25 protein-coding genes and 1 other RNA gene are annotated in these 23,995 nt (G+C 24.9%); all 26 read left to right on the top strand.

Features of this window, described 5'->3' with window-relative positions:
- Positions 1-5 precede the first annotated feature (5 nt).
- The 26 genes from purD (at position 6) to VJI77_RS00490 (ending at position 23,933) form a co-directional block, all read left to right on the top strand.
- Entirely contained in the window at positions 6-1,247 is a 1,242-nt protein-coding gene (purD, locus tag VJI77_RS00615) for a phosphoribosylamine--glycine ligase (protein ID WP_323987882.1), read from the top strand.
- Between the two features lie 133 nt (positions 1,248-1,380).
- Entirely contained in the window at positions 1,381-1,665 is a 285-nt protein-coding gene (gene rpsF, locus VJI77_RS00610) for a 30S ribosomal protein S6 (RefSeq protein ID WP_009372299.1), read from the top strand.
- A 12-nt stretch (positions 1,666-1,677) separates the two neighbouring features.
- On the top strand, positions 1,678-2,130 hold the full coding sequence (locus VJI77_RS00605; RefSeq protein ID WP_009372453.1) for a single-stranded DNA-binding protein: 453 nt from the start codon (positions 1,678-1,680) through the stop codon (positions 2,128-2,130).
- Positions 2,131-2,150: 20 nt separating this feature from the next.
- Entirely contained in the window at positions 2,151-2,375 is a 225-nt protein-coding gene (gene rpsR, locus VJI77_RS00600; protein WP_004833472.1) for a 30S ribosomal protein S18, read from the top strand.
- Between the two features lie 71 nt (positions 2,376-2,446).
- The gene (locus VJI77_RS00595; RefSeq protein ID WP_313960785.1) at positions 2,447-2,866 is read left to right on the top strand and encodes a hypothetical protein; all 420 of its coding nucleotides are present in this window, start codon (positions 2,447-2,449) and stop codon (positions 2,864-2,866) included.
- 395 nt (positions 2,867-3,261) lie between these two features.
- A complete protein-coding gene (rsmD, locus tag VJI77_RS00590) occupies positions 3,262-3,801 on the top strand; it encodes a 16S rRNA (guanine(966)-N(2))-methyltransferase RsmD (protein ID WP_293440871.1) in 540 nt (179 codons plus the stop codon).
- 5 nt (positions 3,802-3,806) lie between these two features.
- On the top strand, positions 3,807-4,286 hold the full coding sequence (gene coaD, locus VJI77_RS00585) for a pantetheine-phosphate adenylyltransferase (RefSeq protein ID WP_323987881.1): 480 nt from the start codon (positions 3,807-3,809) through the stop codon (positions 4,284-4,286).
- Entirely contained in the window at positions 4,286-4,759 is a 474-nt protein-coding gene (locus tag VJI77_RS00580; RefSeq protein ID WP_009354249.1) for a hypothetical protein, read from the top strand. The genes coaD and VJI77_RS00580 overlap by 1 nt, the downstream gene beginning before the upstream one ends.
- Before the next feature lie 12 nt (positions 4,760-4,771).
- The gene (locus VJI77_RS00575) at positions 4,772-5,740 is read left to right on the top strand and encodes a PhoH family protein (protein ID WP_323987880.1); all 969 of its coding nucleotides are present in this window, start codon (positions 4,772-4,774) and stop codon (positions 5,738-5,740) included.
- Positions 5,740-6,210 (top strand): rRNA maturation RNase YbeY, encoded by a 471-nt coding sequence (gene ybeY, locus VJI77_RS00570; protein WP_009372721.1) that lies wholly within the window; start codon positions 5,740-5,742, stop codon positions 6,208-6,210. Before VJI77_RS00575 ends, ybeY begins: the two co-directional genes overlap by 1 nt.
- Positions 6,194-6,565, top strand: a complete 372-nt coding sequence (locus VJI77_RS00565; RefSeq protein ID WP_293440860.1) for a diacylglycerol kinase — start codon at positions 6,194-6,196, stop codon at positions 6,563-6,565. Before ybeY ends, VJI77_RS00565 begins: the two co-directional genes overlap by 17 nt.
- On the top strand, positions 6,566-6,961 hold the full coding sequence (cdd, locus tag VJI77_RS00560) for a cytidine deaminase (protein ID WP_009372513.1): 396 nt from the start codon (positions 6,566-6,568) through the stop codon (positions 6,959-6,961).
- Between the two features lies 1 nt (position 6,962).
- Entirely contained in the window at positions 6,963-7,859 is an 897-nt protein-coding gene (era, locus tag VJI77_RS00555) for a GTPase Era (protein ID WP_323987879.1), read from the top strand.
- On the top strand, positions 7,840-8,538 hold the full coding sequence (locus tag VJI77_RS00550; RefSeq protein WP_323987878.1) for a DNA recombination protein RecO: 699 nt from the start codon (positions 7,840-7,842) through the stop codon (positions 8,536-8,538). The genes era and VJI77_RS00550 overlap by 20 nt, the downstream gene beginning before the upstream one ends.
- A 5-nt stretch (positions 8,539-8,543) precedes the next feature.
- Positions 8,544-10,355, top strand: a complete 1,812-nt coding sequence (gene dnaG, locus VJI77_RS00545; RefSeq protein WP_323987877.1) for a DNA primase — start codon at positions 8,544-8,546, stop codon at positions 10,353-10,355.
- Positions 10,348-11,496 carry an RNA polymerase sigma factor RpoD gene (gene rpoD, locus VJI77_RS00540; protein ID WP_009732753.1) on the top strand — a complete coding sequence of 383 codons (1,149 nt, stop codon included), beginning with the start codon at positions 10,348-10,350 and terminating at the stop codon, positions 11,494-11,496. The genes dnaG and rpoD overlap by 8 nt, the downstream gene beginning before the upstream one ends.
- A 4-nt stretch (positions 11,497-11,500) precedes the next feature.
- Entirely contained in the window at positions 11,501-12,181 is a 681-nt protein-coding gene (locus VJI77_RS00535) for a tRNA (adenine(22)-N(1))-methyltransferase (RefSeq protein ID WP_323987876.1), read from the top strand.
- Entirely contained in the window at positions 12,171-12,950 is a 780-nt protein-coding gene (locus VJI77_RS00530) for a Nif3-like dinuclear metal center hexameric protein (RefSeq protein ID WP_313960780.1), read from the top strand. Before VJI77_RS00535 ends, VJI77_RS00530 begins: the two co-directional genes overlap by 11 nt.
- A gap of 6 nt (positions 12,951-12,956) precedes the next feature.
- Positions 12,957-13,289, top strand: an RNA gene (rnpB, locus tag VJI77_RS00525) — RNase P RNA component class A.
- A gap of 62 nt (positions 13,290-13,351) precedes the next feature.
- On the top strand, positions 13,352-15,445 hold the full coding sequence (rnr, locus tag VJI77_RS00520) for a ribonuclease R (protein WP_323987875.1): 2,094 nt from the start codon (positions 13,352-13,354) through the stop codon (positions 15,443-15,445).
- Between the two features lie 4 nt (positions 15,446-15,449).
- Positions 15,450-15,917: an SsrA-binding protein SmpB gene (gene smpB / locus VJI77_RS00515; protein WP_004833402.1), complete on the top strand. Its 468-nt coding sequence runs from the start codon at positions 15,450-15,452 to the stop codon at positions 15,915-15,917.
- A gap of 11 nt (positions 15,918-15,928) precedes the next feature.
- Positions 15,929-17,245 carry a tRNA (N6-isopentenyl adenosine(37)-C2)-methylthiotransferase MiaB gene (gene miaB / locus VJI77_RS00510; RefSeq protein WP_009448701.1) on the top strand — a complete coding sequence of 439 codons (1,317 nt, stop codon included), beginning with the start codon at positions 15,929-15,931 and terminating at the stop codon, positions 17,243-17,245.
- Positions 17,246-17,257: 12 nt separating this feature from the next.
- Complete coding sequence (gene mutS, locus VJI77_RS00505) at positions 17,258-19,843, top strand: DNA mismatch repair protein MutS (protein ID WP_323987874.1); 2,586 nt, start codon at positions 17,258-17,260, stop codon at positions 19,841-19,843.
- A 13-nt stretch (positions 19,844-19,856) separates the two neighbouring features.
- Positions 19,857-21,707, top strand: a complete 1,851-nt coding sequence (mutL, locus tag VJI77_RS00500; protein WP_293439759.1) for a DNA mismatch repair endonuclease MutL — start codon at positions 19,857-19,859, stop codon at positions 21,705-21,707.
- 2 nt (positions 21,708-21,709) lie between these two features.
- Positions 21,710-22,651 (top strand): tRNA (adenosine(37)-N6)-dimethylallyltransferase MiaA, encoded by a 942-nt coding sequence (miaA, locus tag VJI77_RS00495; RefSeq protein ID WP_323987873.1) that lies wholly within the window; start codon positions 21,710-21,712, stop codon positions 22,649-22,651.
- Position 22,652: 1 nt separating this feature from the next.
- Positions 22,653-23,933 carry a methionine gamma-lyase family protein gene (locus VJI77_RS00490; protein ID WP_313960775.1) on the top strand — a complete coding sequence of 427 codons (1,281 nt, stop codon included), beginning with the start codon at positions 22,653-22,655 and terminating at the stop codon, positions 23,931-23,933.
- The last annotated feature ends 62 nt before the right edge of the window (positions 23,934-23,995 follow it).

The raw sequence follows: 23,995 nt of genomic DNA, 5'->3' as shown, positions 1-23,995 counted from the left end.
AAGTTATGAAAGTTTTAGTTATTGGTAATGGTGGAAGAGAAGACGCTATTTGTAAAAAAATATCTGAAAGTAATAAATGTACTGAACTCTTTTGTTCAAAGGGTAATGCAGGAACTCTTAGATATGCTAAAAATGTCGAATTGAATAGTAACGAAGAAATTTTTGAGTTTTCAAAGAACAATAATATTGATTTAGTAGTTATAGGACCAGAAGCTCCGCTTTGTGAAGGTATTGTTGATTTTTTTAAGGGTAGTAATATACGAGTTTTTGGAGCGGACAAAAAAAGTGCAAGACTTGAGGGTAGTAAAGACTTTGCAAAAGAATTTATGAAAAAATATGATGTTCCAACTGCAAAATATGAAACTATAAAATCGATAGAAGAAGGAAAAAAAGCTATTGAAAATTTTTCGTATCCAATAGTTATAAAGGCTGATGGACTTTGTGCAGGAAAAGGTGTTAGAATTTGTAATACCGAAGAAGACGTTTCAGAATATTTTAAAGAACTTTTTGAAGATAAAATTTTTGGAAAAGAAGGGACTACAGTTGTTATTGAAGAATTTTTAAAAGGAAAAGAAGCTTCTTTACTTTGTTTTGTATCTAAAGGAAATTTAATTCCTATGGAAAGTGCAAGAGACTATAAGAGAATTTTTGATAATGATGAAGGTGAAAATACAGGAGGCGTAGGATGTTATTCGCCAAGTGAGTTATTTAATGAAGAATTAAAATTACAAATTGAAAAAATTTTAGATAAAATTTCAAATGGATTAAAAAAAGAGAATTTAGAATATTCTGGCGTGCTTTTTATTGGATTTATGATAGATGAAGATGCTAAAGTATTAGAATTTAATGTAAGATTTGGAGATCCTGAAACGGAAGTAGTTTTACCTAGAATGGAAAGTGATTTACTCTTAGCTATAGAAAAATCTTTAGATGGTAGTTTAGAAGGAGAAGATTTAAAGTGGAAAAAAGAAAAATGCCTAACAGTTATTTTGACTTCCAGAGGTTACCCTAAAAATTATGAAAAAGGAAAAGAAATAACAGGCATAGATTCTGTTGATAAGGATATCTATGTTTATCATAATAATACTAAGATTAATGGAAATAAAATATTGACAGATGGAGGTAGAGTTTTATCTATTACAGCACTTGGTAACAGCTATGATGAAATCAGAGAAAAAGTTTATAGAAATATTGAAAAAATATCATTTGAAACAAAACAATATAGAAAAGATATTGGAAAAATGTAATATTCTATAAATCTAAGTGAAGTTTATGTAATTTTTTACATAAAAACTTTACATATATTTTTTTGTGTGATATAATATATCAGTAAATCCTTGCTCAATAAAAAGAGCCAGAGACCATAAGGAGGTGAATATAATGAGAAAATATGAAGGGGTTTTTATTTTTAAACCAAATCTAGAGGATGAAGTAAGAAATCAAGCTTTTGATAAGATTAAATCTGCTATAGAAGCTAATGGTAGTATTACTGAAATTAATGAATGGGGAAATAGAAAACTTGCTTATGAAATTAACTACATTAAAGAAGGATATTATATCATAGTTAATTTTGAAGCAGCAGCTGAAGTAGTTGCAGAAGTAGAAAGAAGATCAAGAATATCTGATGCTATCATTAGATATATGGTTGTTAAGCAAGAAGCTTAGTGGAGGAACTTTATGAATAGTGTAATTTTAATAGGTAGATTAATCAAGGATCCCGAATTAAGATATACTCAGACATCTAGTAGTAGTTATGCTAGATTTACCATTGCAGTAGATAAGGGAATGTCTAAAGAAAAAAAACAAGAATTAGAAGCTAAAGGTCAACAAACAGCTGATTTTATAAATATAGTTGTTTGGGGCAAACAAGCTGAAAATTGCCAAAAATATTTGCAAAAAGGTAGAAATGTAGCAATTCAAGGAAGACTTCAATCTGGAAGTTATACTGCTCAAGATGGAACTAGAAGATTTGTCACAGAAGTTTGGGCTGAAAGAGTTCAGTTTATTGACTGGGGTGATAGAGCTCAAAAACCTGCTGCAACACAAGGATTTGGTTCATTTGATACAGGAATGGATGACGGATTTGATTTACCTTTTCAAGATGCATCAGATGAAGAAATTCCATTTTAATTTTTAAAGGAGATAACAATATGCAAAGAAAATTTAGACCAAGAAAAAAAGTTGTTGCATATTTCTCAGATAACAGTAAACCACTTGATTATAAAGATGTAAATACTCTAAAAAAATTTATTAGTGAAAGAGGTAAGATTTTACCAAGAAGAGTGACTGGTGCTACTGCTAAACAACAAAGAGAAATCACAGCAGCTATTAAAAAAGCTAGACAAGTTGCATTATTACCATATAGTGCAGAATAGTTTGTAACTAACGGGAGAGAAATCTCCCTTTTTTAGTTTGATAATAGCTTTTTAAATTATTAGGAGATAGTATGAATACTAAAAAAAGAAATTTATTTATTTTTGCTGGATTATTATGGCTATTTGCTGGAATAATGGTTATGAATGTTGGAATACCATTTTTAATAAATGATGATAAAATGTTTATATTTGGGTTTCTAGGTGCAATAGCAATATTTTTAATATTTTATATAATGATATTTTCTAAATATGTACATAAACATAAAAATAGGATTTTAAATGATAAAAGAGAACAAATGAAAATTTGGGAGTTTTTTGATAAATCAAGTTATATTTTAATGTTTTTTATGATGACTTTTGGAATAGCATTAAGATTTAGTGGATTTTTACCGAATTTTTTCTTTGAATTTTTCTATTCTGGATTAGGATTCGCATTATCTTTAAGTGGAGTTTCATTTTTGATATTAGCATTTAAATATTATAATTTTTAAATATTCATTTTAATATATGGTATTAATATTAACAATTTGCTTAGTTATTAGCGAAACAATCGCAAAATCAAGTAGTTTTTGATTGTTTCCTTTTTTATATAATGTAATTTTGATTTTATAAAATTATACTAGTATTTACTAAAATTTTAATTAAATTCCTGTTATAAAAAATTTTTTAGACATAATATTCTAGATTAAGTATATTAATAAATAGTATGTTATAATTTTATTTGTATAACATTATTTCTAAAATATTAAATGTTAATTTAAATTTTGAATAAAATATTGATAATTTAATAGTTTTATGATACAATTTATTATGAATATATTTGAGTAGATTATATTTTTTCTTTTACAAATATTATAACTAAAAATATTATTATTAAGGTAAAAAAATGAGAATTATATCAGGTGAAAAGAGAGGATTAAAATTATTATCGCCTATAGATTATAGAGTAAGACCAACTACTGATAAAATTAAGGAGTCTATTTTTAATATTCTATCAGAAATAGATGAAAATTCAATAGTTTTAGATTTATTTTGTGGTAGTGGTGCTATTGGCATAGAATTTATTAGTAGAGGAGCCAAAAAAGTATATTTTTGTGATTTTTCAAATGATAGTATTAAAGTTACTAAAAAAAATATAGAAAGTACTAATTTTGTAGAAAAATCAGTTATTATAAAAAATGATTATATGGAATGTTTAAAATATTTTTTCAAAAATAACTTAAAATTTGATTATATCTTCCTAGATCCTCCATATAAAAATAATTATATTGAAAATACATTGGAATTTATATGGGATAATAATATTTTAAATGAAAATGGAATAATTATATTAGAGACGGATAAAAACATAATAATAAAAAATTTTATTCCAATAAAAGAAAAAAAATACTCTAAGATAAGAGTAATATTTCTAGAAAGGAAATAATATAAATGAAAGTAGTTTTTCCGGGTAGTTTAGATCCTTTAACTATTGGACATAAAAAAATTATTTTAAAAGCCTTAGATATTTTTGGCTCTATAAATGTTCTAATTTTAAATAATATAAATAAAAAACCTCTTTTATCACTTGAAGAAAGAAAAGATGTTATCTCAAATGTATTTATGGAATATACAAATGTTAGTGTTGATGTTTATTGCGGGTTATTGAGCGATTATATTATGCATAATGATGTCAATATTATTGTAAGGGGTGTTAGAAATACTTTAGATTTTGAATCTGAGAAGATTAATGCTAAAGTAAATCAAGAGCTTTGTGGGGTGCAAACAATTTTATTCTTTTCTGAATCTTCAGAAGAACATATTAGTTCAAGTGTTGTTAAAGATATATTCTTTAATGGTGGAAATATTGAACCATATGTAGATAAGATTGTTTTAGATATATTAAATAAAAAATTTAGGAGGAATGGATAATGGAAATTTTAGAATTAATTGATCGTATTGAAGATTTGGTGGAAGAAAGTTCAAGTTTACCTTTTTCAAAGAAAGTTATGGTTGATTCAGAGGCTTTGTTTTTCATTTTAAAAGAAATGAGAGAAAATATTCCTGAAGAAATTAAACAAGCAGAATGGGTTAATGTTGAAAAAGATAGGATTTTAAATGATGCTACAAAAGACGCAAATCAAATTTTAGAACAAGCAAATAAAGAAGCATCTAATATAAAAACAGCAGCTGAATTAAAATGTCAACAAATGATTAACGAAAGTGATGTTGTTGTAGCTGCCGAAAGTAAAGCAAATGATATTTTATTAAATGCCGAACAAAATGCAAAAACTATTAAAATGCAAACTAATACTTATGTTGATGATGTTTTATCTAAAACTCAAGAGAAATTAAGAGATATAATAACAGTTTTAGATAATAACAGAAGTGAAATTAGAAAATAAATTGGAGAAATAATGAATAAAGTTACTGAAAATTTAATTTTAGATATTGAAGATATTAGAAATTTATTTGGAAATTTAGATTCTAATATAGATTTTATTTCTAAAAAATTTGACGTTTCTATAAAAAATAGTGATGAAGGTTTATCTATAACTGGAGAAGAAAAAATGGTTTTATTATGTATTAGAACCATTGAGTTTTTAGTTAAAGATAAATCATCGGAAAGTATGGATAAGCAAAAAATTTCTTATGTAATTGAGAAAGTAAAAAGTGAAAATAAGGAAATTCTAAAAGATTGGTTAGATTATGTTATATGTATAAATGCAAAGTTAAAACCTATTAAGCCTAAAACTTTAGGTCAAAGGAAATATATATCTGCAATAGAAGAGAACATAATTACTTTTGGTATAGGTCCAGCAGGAACTGGAAAAACTTTTTTAGCTATTGCAATGGCTGCTAAAGCTTTAAAGAATAATTCTGTATCAAAAATTATTTTAACAAGACCGGCAGTTGAAGCTGGGGAAAATTTAGGATTTTTACCTGGTGATTTACAAGAAAAAATTGATCCATATTTAAGACCTTTGTATGACTCATTGTATAATATTTTAGGATATGATAATTTTCTTAGACTAAAAGAAAAAGGTATTATTGAAGTGGCACCCTTGGCTTATATGAGAGGAAGAACATTGGATGATGCATTTATAATTCTTGATGAAGCTCAAAACGCTACGAATGAACAAATGAAGATGTTTTTAACCAGAATAGGATTTGAGTCTAAGGCTGTTATTACTGGGGATATTACTCAGATTGACTTAGGAAGAAGAAAAAATTCAGGTCTTGTTTCAGTAAGTAAAATCTTGAATAATATTGATGGAATAAATTTTAATTATTTTGATAGTTCTGATGTTGTAAGACATAGTATTGTTATGAAAATAATTGATGCTTATACTAAATATGAAGATAATTTAGTGGAGAAAAAATAATGAATGTTCTTTTTGATAATAGACAAGATGCTTTTGATGTGTCTGAAAATCTCAAAGAAAAAATAGTTGAATGTATTGAAACAGCTTTAAAAGTTGAAAAAATTGAAATGAATAACATTGAAGTTTCTATATCATTTGTTACAAATGAAGAAATAAAAAATATAAATCTTGAGTTTAGGAATATTGATAAAGAAACGGATGTGCTTTCTTTTCCGATGGATTTTGAATTTTCAGAAGAAGGAATGCCTTACATTTTAGGAGATATTATTATTTCTACAGAAAAATCTATAGAACAAGCGAAAATGTTTGGTCATAGTATTGATAGAGAGATATTATATCTAGTTTGTCATTCGGTCTTTCATTTACTTGGGTATGACCACATTGAAGAATCAGACAAATTAGTTATGAGAAATAAGGAAAAAGAGACTATGAAATTGATGGAAGTTTTTAAAAATGAAGAAGAATTCTAATTTTTTTGAAAGTTTTCTTTGTGCTTTCAGAGGAATAATATATATTTTTAAAACAGAGAGGAATTTTAGATTTCATATTGTATTTTCTTTGTTAGTATTGTTGAGTTCTTTAACTTTAAATTTATCTTATGTTGAATTATCTGTAATATTGATTATGATAGCAGTTGTTTTGACTTTAGAAATTATTAATACTATCATTGAAAATATTATGGATTTTTTATGTAAAAATTATAATTTTAAGGTTAAAATTATAAAGGATATGGCATCAGGAGCAGTTTTAGTTTCAGCTTTTATTTCTGTAATAGTTGGTTATTTAATATTTGTTCCAAAAATATTAGTTATAATTGGTGGTTAAATGAATATTTATGAAAAAATGATAGATTGTGCTTTAGATAGTCAAAAAAAAGCTTATACACCATATTCAAATTTTAAAGTAGGAGCTTGTGTATTAACTGATTCAGGTAAATTATATGGAGGATGTAATATAGAAAATGCATCGTATACCCCTACAGTTTGTGCAGAAAGAGTAGCTATATTTAAAGCAATATATGATGGAGAGAAAATGATTACAAAAATAGCAGTTGTTGGGAAAGAAAATTCTTTAACATATCCTTGTGGAGTCTGTAGACAAGTTATAAGAGAATTTTGTTCTAATGATTGTGAGATAATTATAATAAAAAATGAACAAGAATATAAGATAGTAAAATTTTCAGAAATTTTACCTTATAGTTTTGGACCAGAGGATTTGTAATATGGATGATATAAAATCAGGATTTGTTACAATTGTTGGTAGATCAAATGTTGGTAAATCAACATTATTAAATAGAATAATTGGAGAGAAAATTTCGATTATATCTAACAAACCACAAACTACTAGGTCTAATTTAAAATTAATATATAATTCTTTAGATTCTCAAATTATATTTCTGGATACTCCCGGTATTCAAAATCCAAAAAATAAGTTGGGAGAATTTATGCTTAATGAAGCTAGAAGTTCTCTTAAGGATGTAGATTTAATTCTATATATGGTTGATGTTAATTTTGAAATAGGAGAATTGGATAATTTAATAATAGATATGTTAAAGAAGATAAATCTTCCAAAATTATGTATTATTAATAAAATAGATACATTAAATGTTGACGAGATTTCTAAACTTTTTTCAAAATATGAAGATATGAATTTGTTTGAAAAAATTATTCCAATATCCGCTTATGAAGGAACTAATGTATATAATTTAATAGATAGTATAAAATCATATTTACCCTATGGGCCTAAATATTATTCAGATGACATGATTACTGACCAATCTGAAAGAGAAATAGTAAGTGAGATAATAAGAGAAAAAGCTCTTAATTTCTTAAGAGATGAAATTCCTCATGGGATTAATATATTAATTGAAAAATTTTCTATAAGAAAAAATAAACCTATTGTTGATATTGACGCAATAATTTGTGTTGAGAAAAAATCTCACAAAGGTATGGTAATTGGTAAAAATGGAGATATGATATTAAAAATTGGAAAGTCTGCTAGGTTAGATATAGAAAAGTTTTTAGATTCAAAAGTTAATTTAAAACTTTTTGTTAAAATAGATGACGATTGGAGAAACAAATCATTTAAGGTGAAAGAATTTGGATATTTTAGAAAATAGTATTTATGGTAATATAAATGGCTTCGTTATTTCAGAAAATGCCTATTTAAATAATGCTAAAATATTTAGAGTATATACTGATGAGTTTGGACTTATTTCAATTTATACAAAAAATATTGAAATGTATTTATCTATGTACTCTAATTATAGTTTTAAATTAAATTACAGAAACGAATTTTTCTATTGTAATGAATATGAGTTGTTAGAATTTATTTCTTTTAAATCTAAGGAACATATATTATTTTTGAACATTCTTTCAGAAATTATTTTAAAGACTACTGTATCTGAATTTAAAAATACAGAAGTTTATGATCTAATAAAAGAGGTGTTAATAACTAAGCAAATAGATTATAAAATAATATTAAGTTATTTTATTCTTAAATATTTGATTTTTAATGGATATCATATATTATTTGATTGCGATAAAAATATAAAAAATTACAATTTTGATATTTCAGAATTAATTATAAATTCAAGTCTAAAATATAATTATAAGTACAATTATATAATTGATGAAAATGAATATAATTATATTTATTTTCTTTATAATTCTAAAAAATTAGAAAATATTGTTTTAAATAATATTAACATGAATTTTTCAAGAATTCTTGGAATATTAATAAATGCATTATGCTTAAATTTTAACATATATCAATTGAAAAGTTTTAACATAAGGTGATAGAAATGTCTTATATAAAAAAGGAAAAAATTGAAGAAATTAAAGAAAAATCGGATATTATATCAGTTGTTAGTGACTATGTATCCTTAAAAAAAAGTGGAAGGTACTATATGGGAAATTGTCCTTTTCATAGTGAGAAAACACCTTCTTTTTTTCTTTATCCAGAAACAAATACTTTTCATTGCTTTGGATGTGGTAAACATGGTGATAGTATTTCCTTTATTATGGAAATAGATTCATTGGATTATGTTAGCACTCTAAAAAAGTTAGCTGAAAAGTTTGGGATTGAATTAGAATATGAAAACTCTTTTAATGTTAGTAATAAAATAAACCTTGATAAATATTATGAAATAAACGAATTTGCAGCTAGGTTTTATTATAAAAGTATGATGGAAAATTCTATTCCTAAACAATATTTATCAAAAAGAGGTATTAATCAAAAATCAATTAATCTTTTTTTTATTGGCTATGCAGATGAAAATTGGAAATCTTTTTATAATGAATTAAAACTAAAAAAAATGGATATTAAAATTGCTGAAGAGTTAGGATTGATAATAAAAACTAAAACTGGTGATTATATTGATAGGTTTAGGAATAGGATTATGTTTCCTATTTTAAATACAAGCAAAAAAATTATAGGTTTTGGTGGAAGAACTATTGTAGATGATAGTGCTAAATATTTAAATTCTCCTGAAAGTGTTGTATTTAAAAAAGGAGATAATATATATGCTCTTGATAAAATAATCGAAAATAATATTAGAAATAAAGTATTAATTGTTGAAGGATATATGGATGTAATATCTTTGTATCAAAGTGGTATAAATTACGTTGTTGCAGGACTTGGAACGGCATTTACTGAAAGTCAAGCAAGACTTATTAAAAGATATTTTAGAAATAATGTATATTTATGTTATGATGGTGATAATGCAGGCATAAGTGCAACAGAAAAAACAAATTTTGTATTTAATGAAATTTCTGTAAAACCTAATATAATTATGCTTCCAGATAAATTAGATCCAGATGATTATATAAAAAAATATGGATTGAATGAATTTAATAAGCTTTTAGAATCTCCATATGATATTAATAGTTTTAACTATGAAATATTGAAAAAAAACAAAAAAAATTCTAATTCAATTACTGATAATTCAATTTTTTACGATTCAATATTAGACTTTTTAGTTAAGATTGATACTAATATACTAAGAGATTTATATATAAATAAAATTTCTAATGAATTTGGGTTAGATAGTAATTCGCTTAAAGAAGATTTTTTAAACTATGATAAAAAAGAAAAAGTAGTTGAAAAAAAGGATGAAGAAGTTGAAATAAATTATAAAACAGAGCATTTATTATTAAATTCTGACAAAAAAGTTTTAATATTGGGTATCATACTATTAATGAGATGTGAAAATAATGTACTGAAGATCATTAGTAAATTGGAAAAATTATCTAAGAATTCTGATTTGTTTGATATCTTTTGTTATGTTAAAAATAATGCTGAGAATAATACTATAACCGTTCCATCAGCATTAATTGATGAATTTAAGAATAGTATTAATAACTTAAAAATTGTTGAATATATAGTTAAGTGTTATAATGAAAAGATAAAATTATCAACATTAGATTATAATAGATTACTTGATATAACTATTTTAAATTTTGAGATTAGAAAAACAACTTTGAATATTGAAAAATTGAAACAAATGGATAAAACTAATAAAGACGTTATATCAAATTTGAATTATAATATCGAAAAGTTAATGGAGCTAAACAGGAATCTTAAAAATATTGAGAAAGGGGTTCATCATGAATAATAAATTAAATGATATTGAATATGATGAGGTAAAAATTCTAATAATAGAGGAACTTACAAAATATGCTAATGAACATGGTGGTTTTGTTAATAACAAGTATCTTGAATCTTTAGATTTATTTAATTTAATAGATATTGATGATATTGAAGAAATAAAAGCAAAATTAGCTGATAATCAAGTAGAGTTTATTGATGAAAGCGAAAACTTGGAGGATCTTGAAATTACTGATGATTTAATTGATTTAGAAGATGAAAAAGAAGATCCTGAAGATGAAGAAATTAAATTAGAAGATTTTTCTGACTTAAAGGGTTTTAATATTGATGATCCTGTTAAAATGTATTTAAAAGAAATTGGAAAAATACCTTTATTAAGTGCTGATGAAGAAAGAATTTTAGCAGAAAATATGGAAGCTGGAGATATTGAAGCTAAGAAAAAATTAGCAGAAACAAACTTAAGGCTTGTAGTGAGTATAGCTAAAAGATATGTTGGAAGAGGAATGCAATTTTTAGACTTGATTCAAGAGGGAAATATGGGTCTAATGAAAGCAGTTGAAAAATTTGATTTTAGAAGAGGTTTTAAATTTAGTACTTATGCTACTTGGTGGATAAGACAAGCAATTACTAGATCTATAGCAGATCAAGCTAGAACTATAAGAATCCCAGTTCATATGGTTGAAACTATAAATAAATTAGTTAGAATTGAAAGACAATTAGTTCAAGAACTTGGAAGAGAACCAACAAACGAAGAAATTTCTGAACATATGGGAATTGAAGTCGAAAAGGTAAATGAAATAAGAAAAATTGCTCAGGAACCGGTAAGTTTAGAAACTCCTATAGGGGAAGAAGATGATAGTCATTTGGGAGATTTTATTGAAGATGAAACGGCAATTGCTCCAGATGAAGCAGCAAATTTTTCTATGTTAAAAGAACAATTAAATCAAGTTTTAAGTACTCTTTCAGATAGAGAGAAAAAAGTTTTAGAACTCAGATTTGGACTTAATGATGGTACACCTAGAACTTTAGAAGAGGTTGGGAAAGAATTTGAGGTTACTAGAGAAAGAATAAGACAGATTGAGGCTAAAGCACTTAGAAAATTAAAACATCCAAGTAGAAGCCAAAAATTAAAAGATTTCTTGGAATAGATATATGACTAGTTTAAGATTAAAAAAAATTTGCAATTTAGTTGATGAAAATTCAATTGTTGCAGATATAGGAACTGATCATGGAATAATACCTATAGAATTATCCAAAAATAATATATCAAAAAAAATTATTGCAACTGATATTAGTAAAAACTCCTTAGAGAAATTAGAACAAAAACTAATATATAATAGCAATATTGTAAATATTGAAACTAGAGTATCTGATGGTTTAGATTCCTTTGTTGAATTTGAAGTAGATACAATAATTGTATCTGGTATGGGTGGAATTCTAATTAAAGAAATTTTAGAAAAAAATTTAAATGTTGCAAAATCTGCAAATAGCTTAATTTTATCTCCAAATAATTCATTGGATATTCTTAGAATGTTTTTATTGCATAATAATTTTGTTATAGAAAAAGAAGATGATGTACTAGAAAATAGAAAATATTATCAAATTTTGAAGGTAAAAAGAGGTAAAGATTACTACAGAAATGATTATGAATACCTATATGGAAAGTTACTTATAAAAAACAAATCTGAGAATTTGAAATTATTTTTAGAAAATGAATTAAAAAAATATAGAGATATTAAACATAAAATTAGTATACAAAGTAAAAATAATGAAAGAATCATAGAGATTACTAATTTAATTGATGAAATTAGAGGTATTTTAAATGAATTTTAAAGTAAGTGATTTAATCGATTTATTGGATTCTGAATATTCATTTTATTTACAAGAAGATTGGGACAATTCAGGTTTCCAGATTGGAAATCTTGAAGCGGAAATTAAAGGAATTTTAATAGCACTTGATATTACTATTGATTCAATTAATTATGCGGTATCAAATAATATTAATTGTATTATAACACATCATCCTTTATTTTTTGAAAAAATTCAATATTTAAATGTGAATTCTGAATATTACAAAAAGATTGAACTATTAATGAATAATAAAATTAATGTAATTTCCATACATACACCTTTAGATATTCATCCAAATGGAGTAAACAAATATTTGGCAGATAAATGTTTGTTAAATAATCAAGAAGTTTTTGTTGATTATAAAGAGGATTATGGTTATGGAATAGTTGGAAACGTTGAAAATGATACATTTAAAAATTATCTTATAAAACTAAAAAATAATTTCGAAAATCCATTATTATATTTTGGTGATATTGAAAAAAGTATTTCAAAAGTTGCAGTATTAGGAGGATCTGGTGCATTTTCTATTAAAAATGCAGTTTTAAGGAAAGTAGATTTATTAATTAGTTCAGATTTTAAATATCACGATATTCAATTAGCTTTAGAAAATAATCTAAATATTATTGACTTAGGTCATTTTGAGTCAGAAATTTCAGGTTTGATTTCTTTAAAAGAATTTTTGATAAATAAAAATATTAATTTAAAGATGCTAATTTATAGAGATAATATTTTTAAAAGAAATATATTTTAATCAAATTAAGTAAAACAGACAATCGCGTGATATAATCACGAGGAAAGTCCGTGCACCGCAGAGCAGGATGCTGGATAACGTCCAGTGGGGGCGACCCTAAGGCTAGTGCAACAGAGATATACCGCCATTTATAATGGTAAGGGTGGAAAGGTGAGGTAAGAGCTTACCAGCATATAGGAGACTATATGGCTATGTAAACCCCATTCGGTGCAAGATCAAGATTGAACTTTTGTAGTTGCTCGCTACGTTCATAGGTAGATTGCTTGAACAAATTGGCAACAATTTGTCTAGATAGATGATTGTCTAATACAGAACACGGCTTATAGTTTTGCTTAATATTTATAATTAAATATAAGGTATGACCTTATATTTTTTTACTTTTTACATACAAGGAGATTTTAATGAATTTAGAAAAACAATTATTAAATTTTATGAAAAAAAAGAATTATATTCCATTAACAAAGGAAGAACTAGCTGTAGCTTTAAATATTTCATCTAATAATTTAAAACAATTTTTTAAATTATTAGATTCTCTTGTTAATAACAGAAAAATATCATTAATTGATTATAAATATAGTATTTATCAAAAAAAAGAAATCTTAAAAGGGAAAATTTCTTTTACAACAAAAGGTAATGCATTTTTCATTTCTGAGGATGATATTGATGATGTTTTTATTCCCAAAAAGGAATTAAATCACGCTAATCATAATGATGATGTTGAAATAGAAATAATAAAAGAAAAGGGAATAAACTCGAAAGCTGAAGGTAGAGTTATAAATGTCTTGAATAGAAATAACAATTTAATTGTTGGTACTTTTACAGAAAATAAAAATTTTGGATTTGTGGTTCCTGATGATATTAAATGTAATTATGATATTTTTATTAAAAAAGGTGACAAAAACGGAGCAAAAACTGATGACAAGGTTGTGTGTAAATTAGTTGAATTTCCTGATAAGAAGCGTAACCCTGAAGGAGTTATTATTGAAGTAATAGGAAATAAAAATAATAAAAATACTCAAATTATTTCATTGTTAAAAGATATGGAAATACCTTATAAATTTTCAAATAAGATTAATAAAGAATTAGAAGAATTAACACAAATTGATATAAAAAAAGAAATTAAAAATAGAGTAGATTTTAGAAATTTATTTACGGTTACTATTGATGGAGCTGACGCAAAGGACTTTGATGATGCCATTTCTATAGATAAAAAAGGAAATGATTATATACTATATGTTCATATAGCAGATGTATCTCATTATGTAAAAAAAGACAGTAAGTTGGACAGAGAAGCTTATAAAAGAGGTAATAGTGTATATTTAATTGATTATGTTGTTCCCATGTTACCTGAAGTGCTTTCTAATAATCTTTGTTCTTTAAATCCTAATACTGATAAATTATCTATTACTGTAAAAATGATAATTGGAAAAAATGGTAATGTTAAAGAATATAAATTTTATGAATCCGTTATAAATAGCAATTATAGATTAGTTTATGATGATGTTACAAATTTTTTAGAAGGTAAAAAGCATTTTTATAATGATGAAACTTTAAAAGAAAAATTATTAGTTATGAAAGAATTAGATGAAATTTTAACTAATAAAAGAATAAATAGAGGAACTATAGACTTTAATTTTCCTGAAATTGCAATTACTTTTGATAATGATGGTAAAGTAGAAAATATTAGTAAAAAAGAAAACGGAGTAGCAAATAGGATAATTGAATCATTTATGATATGTGCTAATGAAGTAGTAGGAAAGCATTTTGGAGATTGTGATATCCCTATAATATATAGAATTCATTCTAAACCACAAGAAGATAAATTAGAAATCTTAAGAAATCATCTAAATCGTTTAAATATAAAAATGAAACCTATAGATATGATTACTTCAAAGTATTTAAGTGAAATAATAGATCAATTTAAAGATACAAACCAATCAGAATTTATAAACTATTCTATTTTAAGATCTATGACTAAAGCTAGGTATTCTCCAAATATTGATATACATTTTGGATTAGCAACATTTTTATATTGCCATTTTACTTCTCCTATAAGAAGATATGCAGATTTAACTGTTCATAGAACTTTAAAAAATTATTTACATTCAAACATTGAAATACCTAAAAATTATATAAGCTACTTAGATATAACTTCTAATCATATAAATGATACTGAAGTATTAGCTATTGATGCAGAAAGAAAGTTGGAAGATATCAAAAAAGTCGAATTTATGAAAAATAAAATAGGTCAAGTTTTTAGAGGAATTATCGTTTCAGTTACTTCATTTGGACTTTTTGTACAATTAGAAAATACTGTTGAAGGACTTGTCAAGTATGAGGACATTATGGATGATTACTATGAATTTGATGAACAAACATTAACCGCTATTGGTAGAAGAAGAAAAAATGTATTTGATATAGGGATGGGAGTAGAAGTTATTGTTGCAAAAGTAAATGAAATAACTAATGAAATAAATTTTTATTTAAATAGGTGATATTATGAGAGATAAAACGACTATAAAAACAATAGCGAGCAATAAAAAAGCAAGACATGATTATTTTATAGAAGATATCTATGAAGTTGGAATTTCTTTATCAGGTACTGAAGTTAAAAGTATTAGGCAAGGAAAAGTTTCTATTAAGGAGAGTTATTGTTCAATTAAGAATGGAGAAGTTTTTATTCTCGGAATGAATATAACGCCTTACGATCATGGAAATATATATAATTTAGAACCCACAAGAGAAAGAAAATTACTTTTAAATAAAAGAGAAATTAATAAATTAATTGGACAAACAAAAGAAAAAGGATATTCATTAATTCCTTTAGATGTTCACATAAAGAATGGATGGATAAAACTTGATATTGCACTCGCTCGTGGCAAAAAAAATTATGATAAGAGAGACAGTATGCTTGAAAAAGAACACGAGAGAAAGATACAATATGCATTAAAAAACAAATATAAATAGAGGTGAATTTTTTGAGCAAAAAATATACAATTATAACTTATGGTTGTCAAATGAATCATCATGATTCAGAAAAAATATCATATTTATTAGAAACTTTAGGGTATACAAAAGAAGATGATTTAGAAAAATCAGATTTTATTATTTATAATACATGCTTAGTCAGAGAAAATGCAGAACTTAAAGTTTATGGACAACTTGGTGCTTTGAAAAATTTAAAAAGAAAGAAACCTGAAATGATTATAGCTGTTTGTGGTTGTATGATGCAAACAGGAGATGCAAGAGCTACTATAATTTCAAAATATAAACATGTGGATATAATTTTTGGGACGAAAAATATCTCAAGATTGCCTTCTCTTATTTCTAGACATAGAAGTACAGGAGAAGTTGTCGTAGATATTGAAGAAGAAGATATACTTGACGATGAAACTCCTATAAATAGAGAACATCCATTTATTGCTTATGTAAATATAATGACAGGTTGTAATAATTATTGCACTTTTTGTATAGTTCCTTATGCTAGGGGAAAAGAAATTAGTAGAACCCCTGAAAGCATAATTAATGAAATAAAAGAATTGGCAAAAAAAGGATATAAAGAAATAACATTATTAGGACAAAATGTTAATTCATATGGAAAAACTTTAAGACCTAAAGTGACATTTCCAGAATTATTAAAAATGGTTAATGAGATAGAAGGAATTGAAAGGATTAGATTCTTGACAAGCCATCCGAAAGACTGTTCTGATGAATTAATAGATGCCATAGCAAATTTGGATAAAGTTTGTGAAAATATTCATTTACCATTCCAGTCTGGTAGTAATAAGATACTAAAGGATATGCATAGAGTATATACTAGAGAACATTATTTGGAATTAATCAGAAAATTAAAAGAGAAAGTACCTAATATTACTCTTTCTACTGATATAATTGTTGGATTTCCAGGTGAAACGGAAGAAGATTTTGAAGATACATTAAGCATGGTGGAAAAGGTTAAATATGACCAAGGATTTACTTTTCTATATTCTATAAGAAAAGGTACAAAAGCTGCTGAAATGCAAAATCAAATACCACACGAAGTAAAACAAGAAAGATTTCAGCGACTAATAGATTCTATGTATAAAATTTTTTATGAAAAAAACAAAGAATGTTTAGGACAAACTCTTGAAGTATTAGTTGAAGGAATTAGTAAAAATAATCCAGATATTCTTACAGGTAGAACAAGAGGATATAAATTAGTACATTTTAAAGGCGGAAAAAGAAATATTGGACAGTTAGTTAACGTTAAAATAACTGGACATAATTCATTTGCACTTGAAGGAGAGATAGTTTAGTAAGGAGTAATTATGAGCGATTTTACACCAATGATGAAACAATATCTAGAAGTTAAATCTGATTATAATGATTGTATTATTTTTTATAGACTAGGTGATTTTTATGAAATGTTTTTTGAAGACGCAAAAATAGTTTCAAAAATTTTAGATCTAGCATTAACTAAAAGGGATTGTGGCAGTGGTAAAACTGCACCAATGTGCGGTATTCCACATCATGTTGTAAATCAATATTTATATAAGTTAGTTTCTGAAGGTTTTAAAGTTGCTATTTGTGAACAAGTTCAAGATCCAAAACTTGCTAAAGGAATTGTAAAGAGGGAAGTTATTAAACTAGTAACTCCGGGAACTATTGATGAATTCGATGAATTAGCTACTAATAAAAATAATTATATTATGAGTATCTATATGGATTCTACAAATTTAAGTATCACATATTCTGATATTTCAACCAGTGAAATATTCTGTACAAGTATTTTTGAAATGAACAGAGATAATTTAATTACTGCTTTAGAGGAAGAAGTAATTCGTACAACTCCGTCAGAAGTTATAATAAATTCAAATATATTAAAATCATTAGAAAAAAGTGTTGTTAAATTATTAAAAAATTTAGGAATTATTTATACAAAAGTAGATATAGATCAAGATTTTAAATCTTTAAGAGAGAATAATGAAGAATTTTATTCTAATAATCTTAGTAATAAAATATTACTTTTTTCAATAGATAACTTTTATAAATATGTTTGCAGATTTAATGTTAAATTGAATGATTTTAAAAAAGTTAATTTATATAAATTAAGCGATTATCTAAGGATTGATGCTAATTCAAGAATTAATTTGGAACTTAAAAAAAATAATTTTAGTAATGACATAAATGGATCTTTATTATCAGTTATAAATTATACTAAAACTCCTATGGGTTTTAGATTGCTTAATAAATGGTTAGATCAACCTCTTCTAGAAATAGAAAAAATTCAAAAAAGACAATCGTTGGTTGAAGATTTAGTTTCAAACTCTAATTTAAGAAATGAATTAGAAGAACTATTAGCAAGTATTTCTGATATAGAAAGAATAAATTCAAAAATTTCTTTTGGAAATTGTAATGCAAGAGATTTAATTCATTTAAAAAATTCTTTATCAGCTGTTCCAAAGATTAAAAGATTATTTTTAGATAGTAATACTTTATTTTCTAATATAGCTTTAAATATTCCTGATACCGAATATATCTATAATCTTATAAATTCAGCTATTCTTGAAGACGTAGGAATTTTATTGAAAGAAGGAAATTTGATAAAGATTGGTTATGATGAAGAACTTGATTTAATAAGAAATAATAAAATAGTTGGAAAACAAAAGTTAATTAAATATGAAGTTGATCAAAGAAATATTACCGGAATTAAAAATTTAAGATTAATATTTAATAAGAAAACAGGTTATTTTTTTGAAGTTACAAAATCATATCAAAACTTAGTTCCTGAATATTTTGAATTAAAACAAACTTTAACTAATGCAAATAGGTATAAAACAAATGAGCTTCTAACTATTGAAAATATGATATTCGGATCTGAAAGTGATATTATAGAAAAAGAATATGAATTATTTATTTCAATAAGAAATACAATAAAAATGAATATTAAAACATTACAAAAATTATCAGATATAATTTCATTCATAGATTCTATATTTTCTTTATCAATAGTTGCATTTAAAAATAATTATTGTAAACCGACTTTAAATTCAGAAGGGATAATAGATATAAAAAATGGTAGACATCCTGTTATAGAAAGCTTTTTAAGTTCAATAAATGAATTTATCCCTAATGATACAAATATTGGGCAAAGTGATAATTTAATTCAGATTATAACAGGACCTAATATGAGTGGAAAATCAACTTATATAAGACAGATAGCTCTCATAGTTATATTAGCTCAGATTGGTTCATTCGTACCTGCTGATAGTGCAAATATTTCGATAGTAGATAAGATATTTACTCGTATTGGAGCTTCAGATAATCTATATAAAGGAGAAAGTACCTTTATGGTAGAAATGAAAGAAGTTAATAATATTTTAAGATATGCTACTAAAAATAGTTTACTTATACTTGATGAGGTTGGAAGAGGAACTTCAACTTTTGATGGATTAAGTCTCGCTTGGGCAATTCTTGAGTATATTACAAAAAATATAAAATCGAAAACATTGTTTGCTACACATTATCACGAATTAATTGACTTAGAACATACTTTTGCTTGCATAAAAAATAAACATATTCAAGTTATTGAAGATAAAGAAAATGATGAAATAGTCTTTTTAAGAAAGATAATGGATGGAGGAGCTAATAAGAGTTATGGGATAGCAGTTGCAAAACTTGCAGGACTTCCTATGGAAGTTATAAATCGTTCAAAAATTATTTTAGATAGCATTGAAAATAAGGAAATTGAAATAGAAAAAGATATTATTGATAGTTCAAATGTAATAAAAACTAAGGTCAATGATAAAATAATTACTAATTTAAATAGTATAAATATTGAAAAAATAAGCCCAATGGAAGCTTTTGGTATATTAAATGATTTAATAAATATATCTAAAAGTGATAATGAATAGATAGGAGATTTATATGTCTATAAAATTATTGTCAGAAGATACAATTCAAAAAATTGCAGCAGGAGAAGTTATAGAAAATCCTTATTCTGTAATAAAAGAGTTGGTTGAAAATTCAATAGATTCAGGTGCAACATTTATTAAGGTTGAAATTAAAAATGCCGGTAAAAAAGAAATTATGATTTCTGATAACGGCTGTGGAATTGAAGAAGATGATATAGAGTTGGCATTTACCAAACACGCTACATCTAAATTAAATAATTTTGAAGATATATATTCTATTCTTTCTTATGGATTTAGAGGAGAGGCATTAGCTAGTATATCTGCAATTTCAAAAGTTGACATTAATACAAGAACAAAGAACAGTGAATTCGGAATTCACTGTTATCTTGAAAATAATAAGATTATTAGAAAAAATAAGATAGGGATGAATTTAGGAACAACAATTTACATTAGAGATTTATTTTACAATGTTCCTATTAGAAAGAAATTTTTAAAATCAGATGCATATGAAAACTCAATCATAACAACGTTGATGTACTCTTTTGCATTGGCTAATCAAAAAATATCTTTTAAATATATAAAAGATTCGAAAGTTGTATTCGAAACAAGTGAAAAAAATACTTTAAAAGATAATATAAAATATATTTTTAAAGATGATTTTTATAAGAATTTAATTTCTGTAAATATTGAGGACTCAGATTATAAGATTTATGGATATATTTCAAATAATCACTTTTATAAAGGTAGTAGAGCATCACAATTTTTATTTGTTAATGGAAGATATATTTTTGATGAAAAGATTAGAAATATAATAGAAAAATCAATTGCTACATTAATACCAAAAGGAAAGTTTCCTGCATTTGTAATGTTTATCGAAGTAAATCCCAGCTTAATAGATATAAATGTTCATCCAAATAAAAGAAAGATTAAATTTATTTTTGAAGACAAGTTACTAAATTTACTTAATAATAACATTACTGACATTGTTCTAAAAAATACTACAAGTGATTTTATATCTGTAAAGGAAGTACAAAAAGAAAAAATCTTATACAACGAAGAAAAGATTAATAACGAACAATCTTCAGAAGAAGATATTATTGAAACTATAATTTATGATGATGATTATAATACACAAAATATTGTAAATAAGTTTTCTTATGATGATTTATTTAAAGTAAATAAAGATGATATAAAAACGATAAATGAAGAAGATAATATTGAAAATTATATTGTTGAGGACGAAAAAGTAGAAAATACTCCAGTATTGGAACAAATAAAACTTGATGATAATACTGAAACTTCAAAAAATATTTTAGATTATGAAATTATAGGTAAAATTTTTTCAAAATATATTTTATTGTCCGATAAGGATGAGTTTATAATTATAGATATACTAAATGCTAAATATAGACTGTTGTATGAAAATTTATTGGATAATTACAATAATTGTACTATTACAAAACAGATACTTTTATTTCCTATAATTTTGGAATTAAATGAATATAAATTGAGTGTGTTTAATACTATTAAAGATAAGTTGAAAAATTTAGGTATAGAAGCTGATATTTTTGATGAAAATTCTATAGCAATAAGGACAATGCCTAATTTATTAAATGATAATTTAGATAAAGAAGATATTAGAGAAATGATTGATGAACTGTTATTTAAAGATAATAGAGTGTTTGAGGACTCATTATACAAAATGGTTTCTAAAAAACGAATAAATTTAAGTTTAACGGATTTTGAGATAGAAGAATTATTGTCACAGTTATCTAAAATAAATCTAGATATAAATTTCTATGACAAAAAAATATTAAGAAAAATATCTAAAGAAGATTTTGATAAATTATTTTTTAAGGAATAAAAATGAAGAAAAAAATAATATTTATTGTTGGCCCTACATCTGTTGGAAAAACAAAATTAAGCGTTGATATAGCAAAAGATTTTTCAGGAGAGATTATATCTTGTGATTCTATGCAAATTTATAAAGAATTTAATATAGGAACTGCTAAGATAACAGAAGAGGAAGTTAGTGGAATTAATCATTATATGATTGATATTTTAGATGGAAATCAAAAATTTAATGTTTCTGAATATAAAAATATGGCAGAGAAATATATTGAAGAAATTTATTCTCATAATAACATTCCGATTTTTGTAGGAGGAACAGGACTTTATGTAAATTCTATATTATATGATTTTAAATTTACTGAATCTGAAGAATCGAATAATCTAAGAGAACAAATTACAGAATTTTACGAAAAAAATGGGGCAATTTTGCTTTATGATTTATTATTATATCTAGACTATTCAAGTAGAGAAAAAATTCATAAAAACAATATAAAAAGAGTAATTAGAGCAATAGAAGTTTGTGTAAATACAAAAAAAGAATTTTCCAAACAATGCAAAGATTATGAAAATAATAATTGTAAGTATGATTACTTAATAATAGGATTAACTTTAGATAGAAAAATATTATATGATAAAATAAATTCTAGAGTCGATATAATGATTAATAATGGACTTGTTGAAGAAGCATCAAGTCTATATAAAAAATATGGCGAGTATTCACAACCATTTACTGCTATTGGATACAAAGAGTTTATTCCATATTTTAAGAGAGAAATTACTCTGGAATCTTGTATTGATAATATAAAACAAAATTCAAGAAAATACGCTAAAAGACAATTTACTTGGTTTAATAGGAATGAAAATATACATTGGATTGATGTTGAAAATGGATATGATGAAGTTCTATTTAAATCTAAAAAATTAGTAAAAGATTTTTTAACTAAAGGAGAATTATAAATTGGAAAAATATTTAGATACTGATTTTAATTTTGATTCTAAAATTATTAATTTTGTAAACAAATGTTCTAAGGAAATAGAAATAGAATTTGAAACTTTAAAAGAAATAGAAGAATATAATCAATTAAAAGTTTTAAATGCATTTAAAAAGCAAAAATTATCTGCTACTGATTTTTCTTGGACAACAGGATATGGATACGGTGACTTTGGAAGAGAGAAATTAGAAAGGATATATTGCGACATCTTTAAAGCAAAAGATGCTATAGTAAGGCAAGAAATAACATGTGGAACTCATGCAATATCTTTAGCATTGCAAGGTAATTTATTACCAGGAGACGAGTTTATTTATATAACTGGAACTCCTTATGACACACTTTTAAAGGTTATAGGTATTAGTGGAGATGAAAAGGGAACACTACTTGATTATGGAATAAAGTATGATAAAGTTGATTTAGTAAATAATGAAATTGATGTAGAAACTGTATTATCTAAAATCAATTCAAAGACTAAATTATTAGCTATTCAAAGATCTCCTGGTTATAGTAGTAGAAGATGTATTTCAATTAGTGAATTAAAAACAGTTATTAATAAAATAAAATCAAAGTTTCCAGATATTATTATAATGATTGATAATTGCTACTGTGAATTTGTTGAAAAAAAGGAACCTCTAGAAGTTGGCGCCGACATAGTTGTAGGATCATTATTAAAAAATTTAGGTGCAGGAATCACTTTAAATGGAGGATACATAGTTTCAAACTCCAATGATATTATAGAATCTATTTCGAATAGACTTACTTCTCCAGGTCTTGGAAAGCATGTAGGTGTAAGTTTTGGTACTACAAGAGCAATTATTCAAGGATTATACTTTGCGCCTCATATAGTTTTAGAAGCAGTAAAAAGTGCAATATTAGTATCATATATTTTTGAAAAGTTAGGATATAAAACAATTCCTAAATATAATGAAAAAAGAAGTGATATTATTCAAGTAATTACTTTAAATGATGAGAATAAAGTTATAGATTTTTGCAGAGCTATACAAGAATTTTGTTGTGTAGATAGCCACGTTGTTCCCTATCCATGGGATATGCCAGGATATTCTGATAAAGTTATTATGGCTTCAGGAAGCTTTATAGATGGTTCAAGTATTGAATTGAGTGCAGATGGACCTCTAAGAGAACCTTATAATGTGTATTATCAAGGTGGTTTAAATTTTTATCAAACTAAAATAGCACTAATTAATGTATTAAATACTTTTTATGATAAAAAATACATAAATTTATAAAACTTTTAGAAATATTTTTAAGAATTAGCGTATTTTAAAAAAAATTATGGTATAATAGTTAT

Origin of the sequence: Parvimonas sp. D2, from assembly GCF_035282635.1 — a bacterium.
Taxonomy (GTDB): domain Bacteria; phylum Bacillota; class Clostridia; order Tissierellales; family Peptoniphilaceae; genus Parvimonas.
The sequence above is the reverse complement of the archived record's forward strand: the minus strand, read 5'-3'. Positions and strand labels throughout refer to the sequence as shown.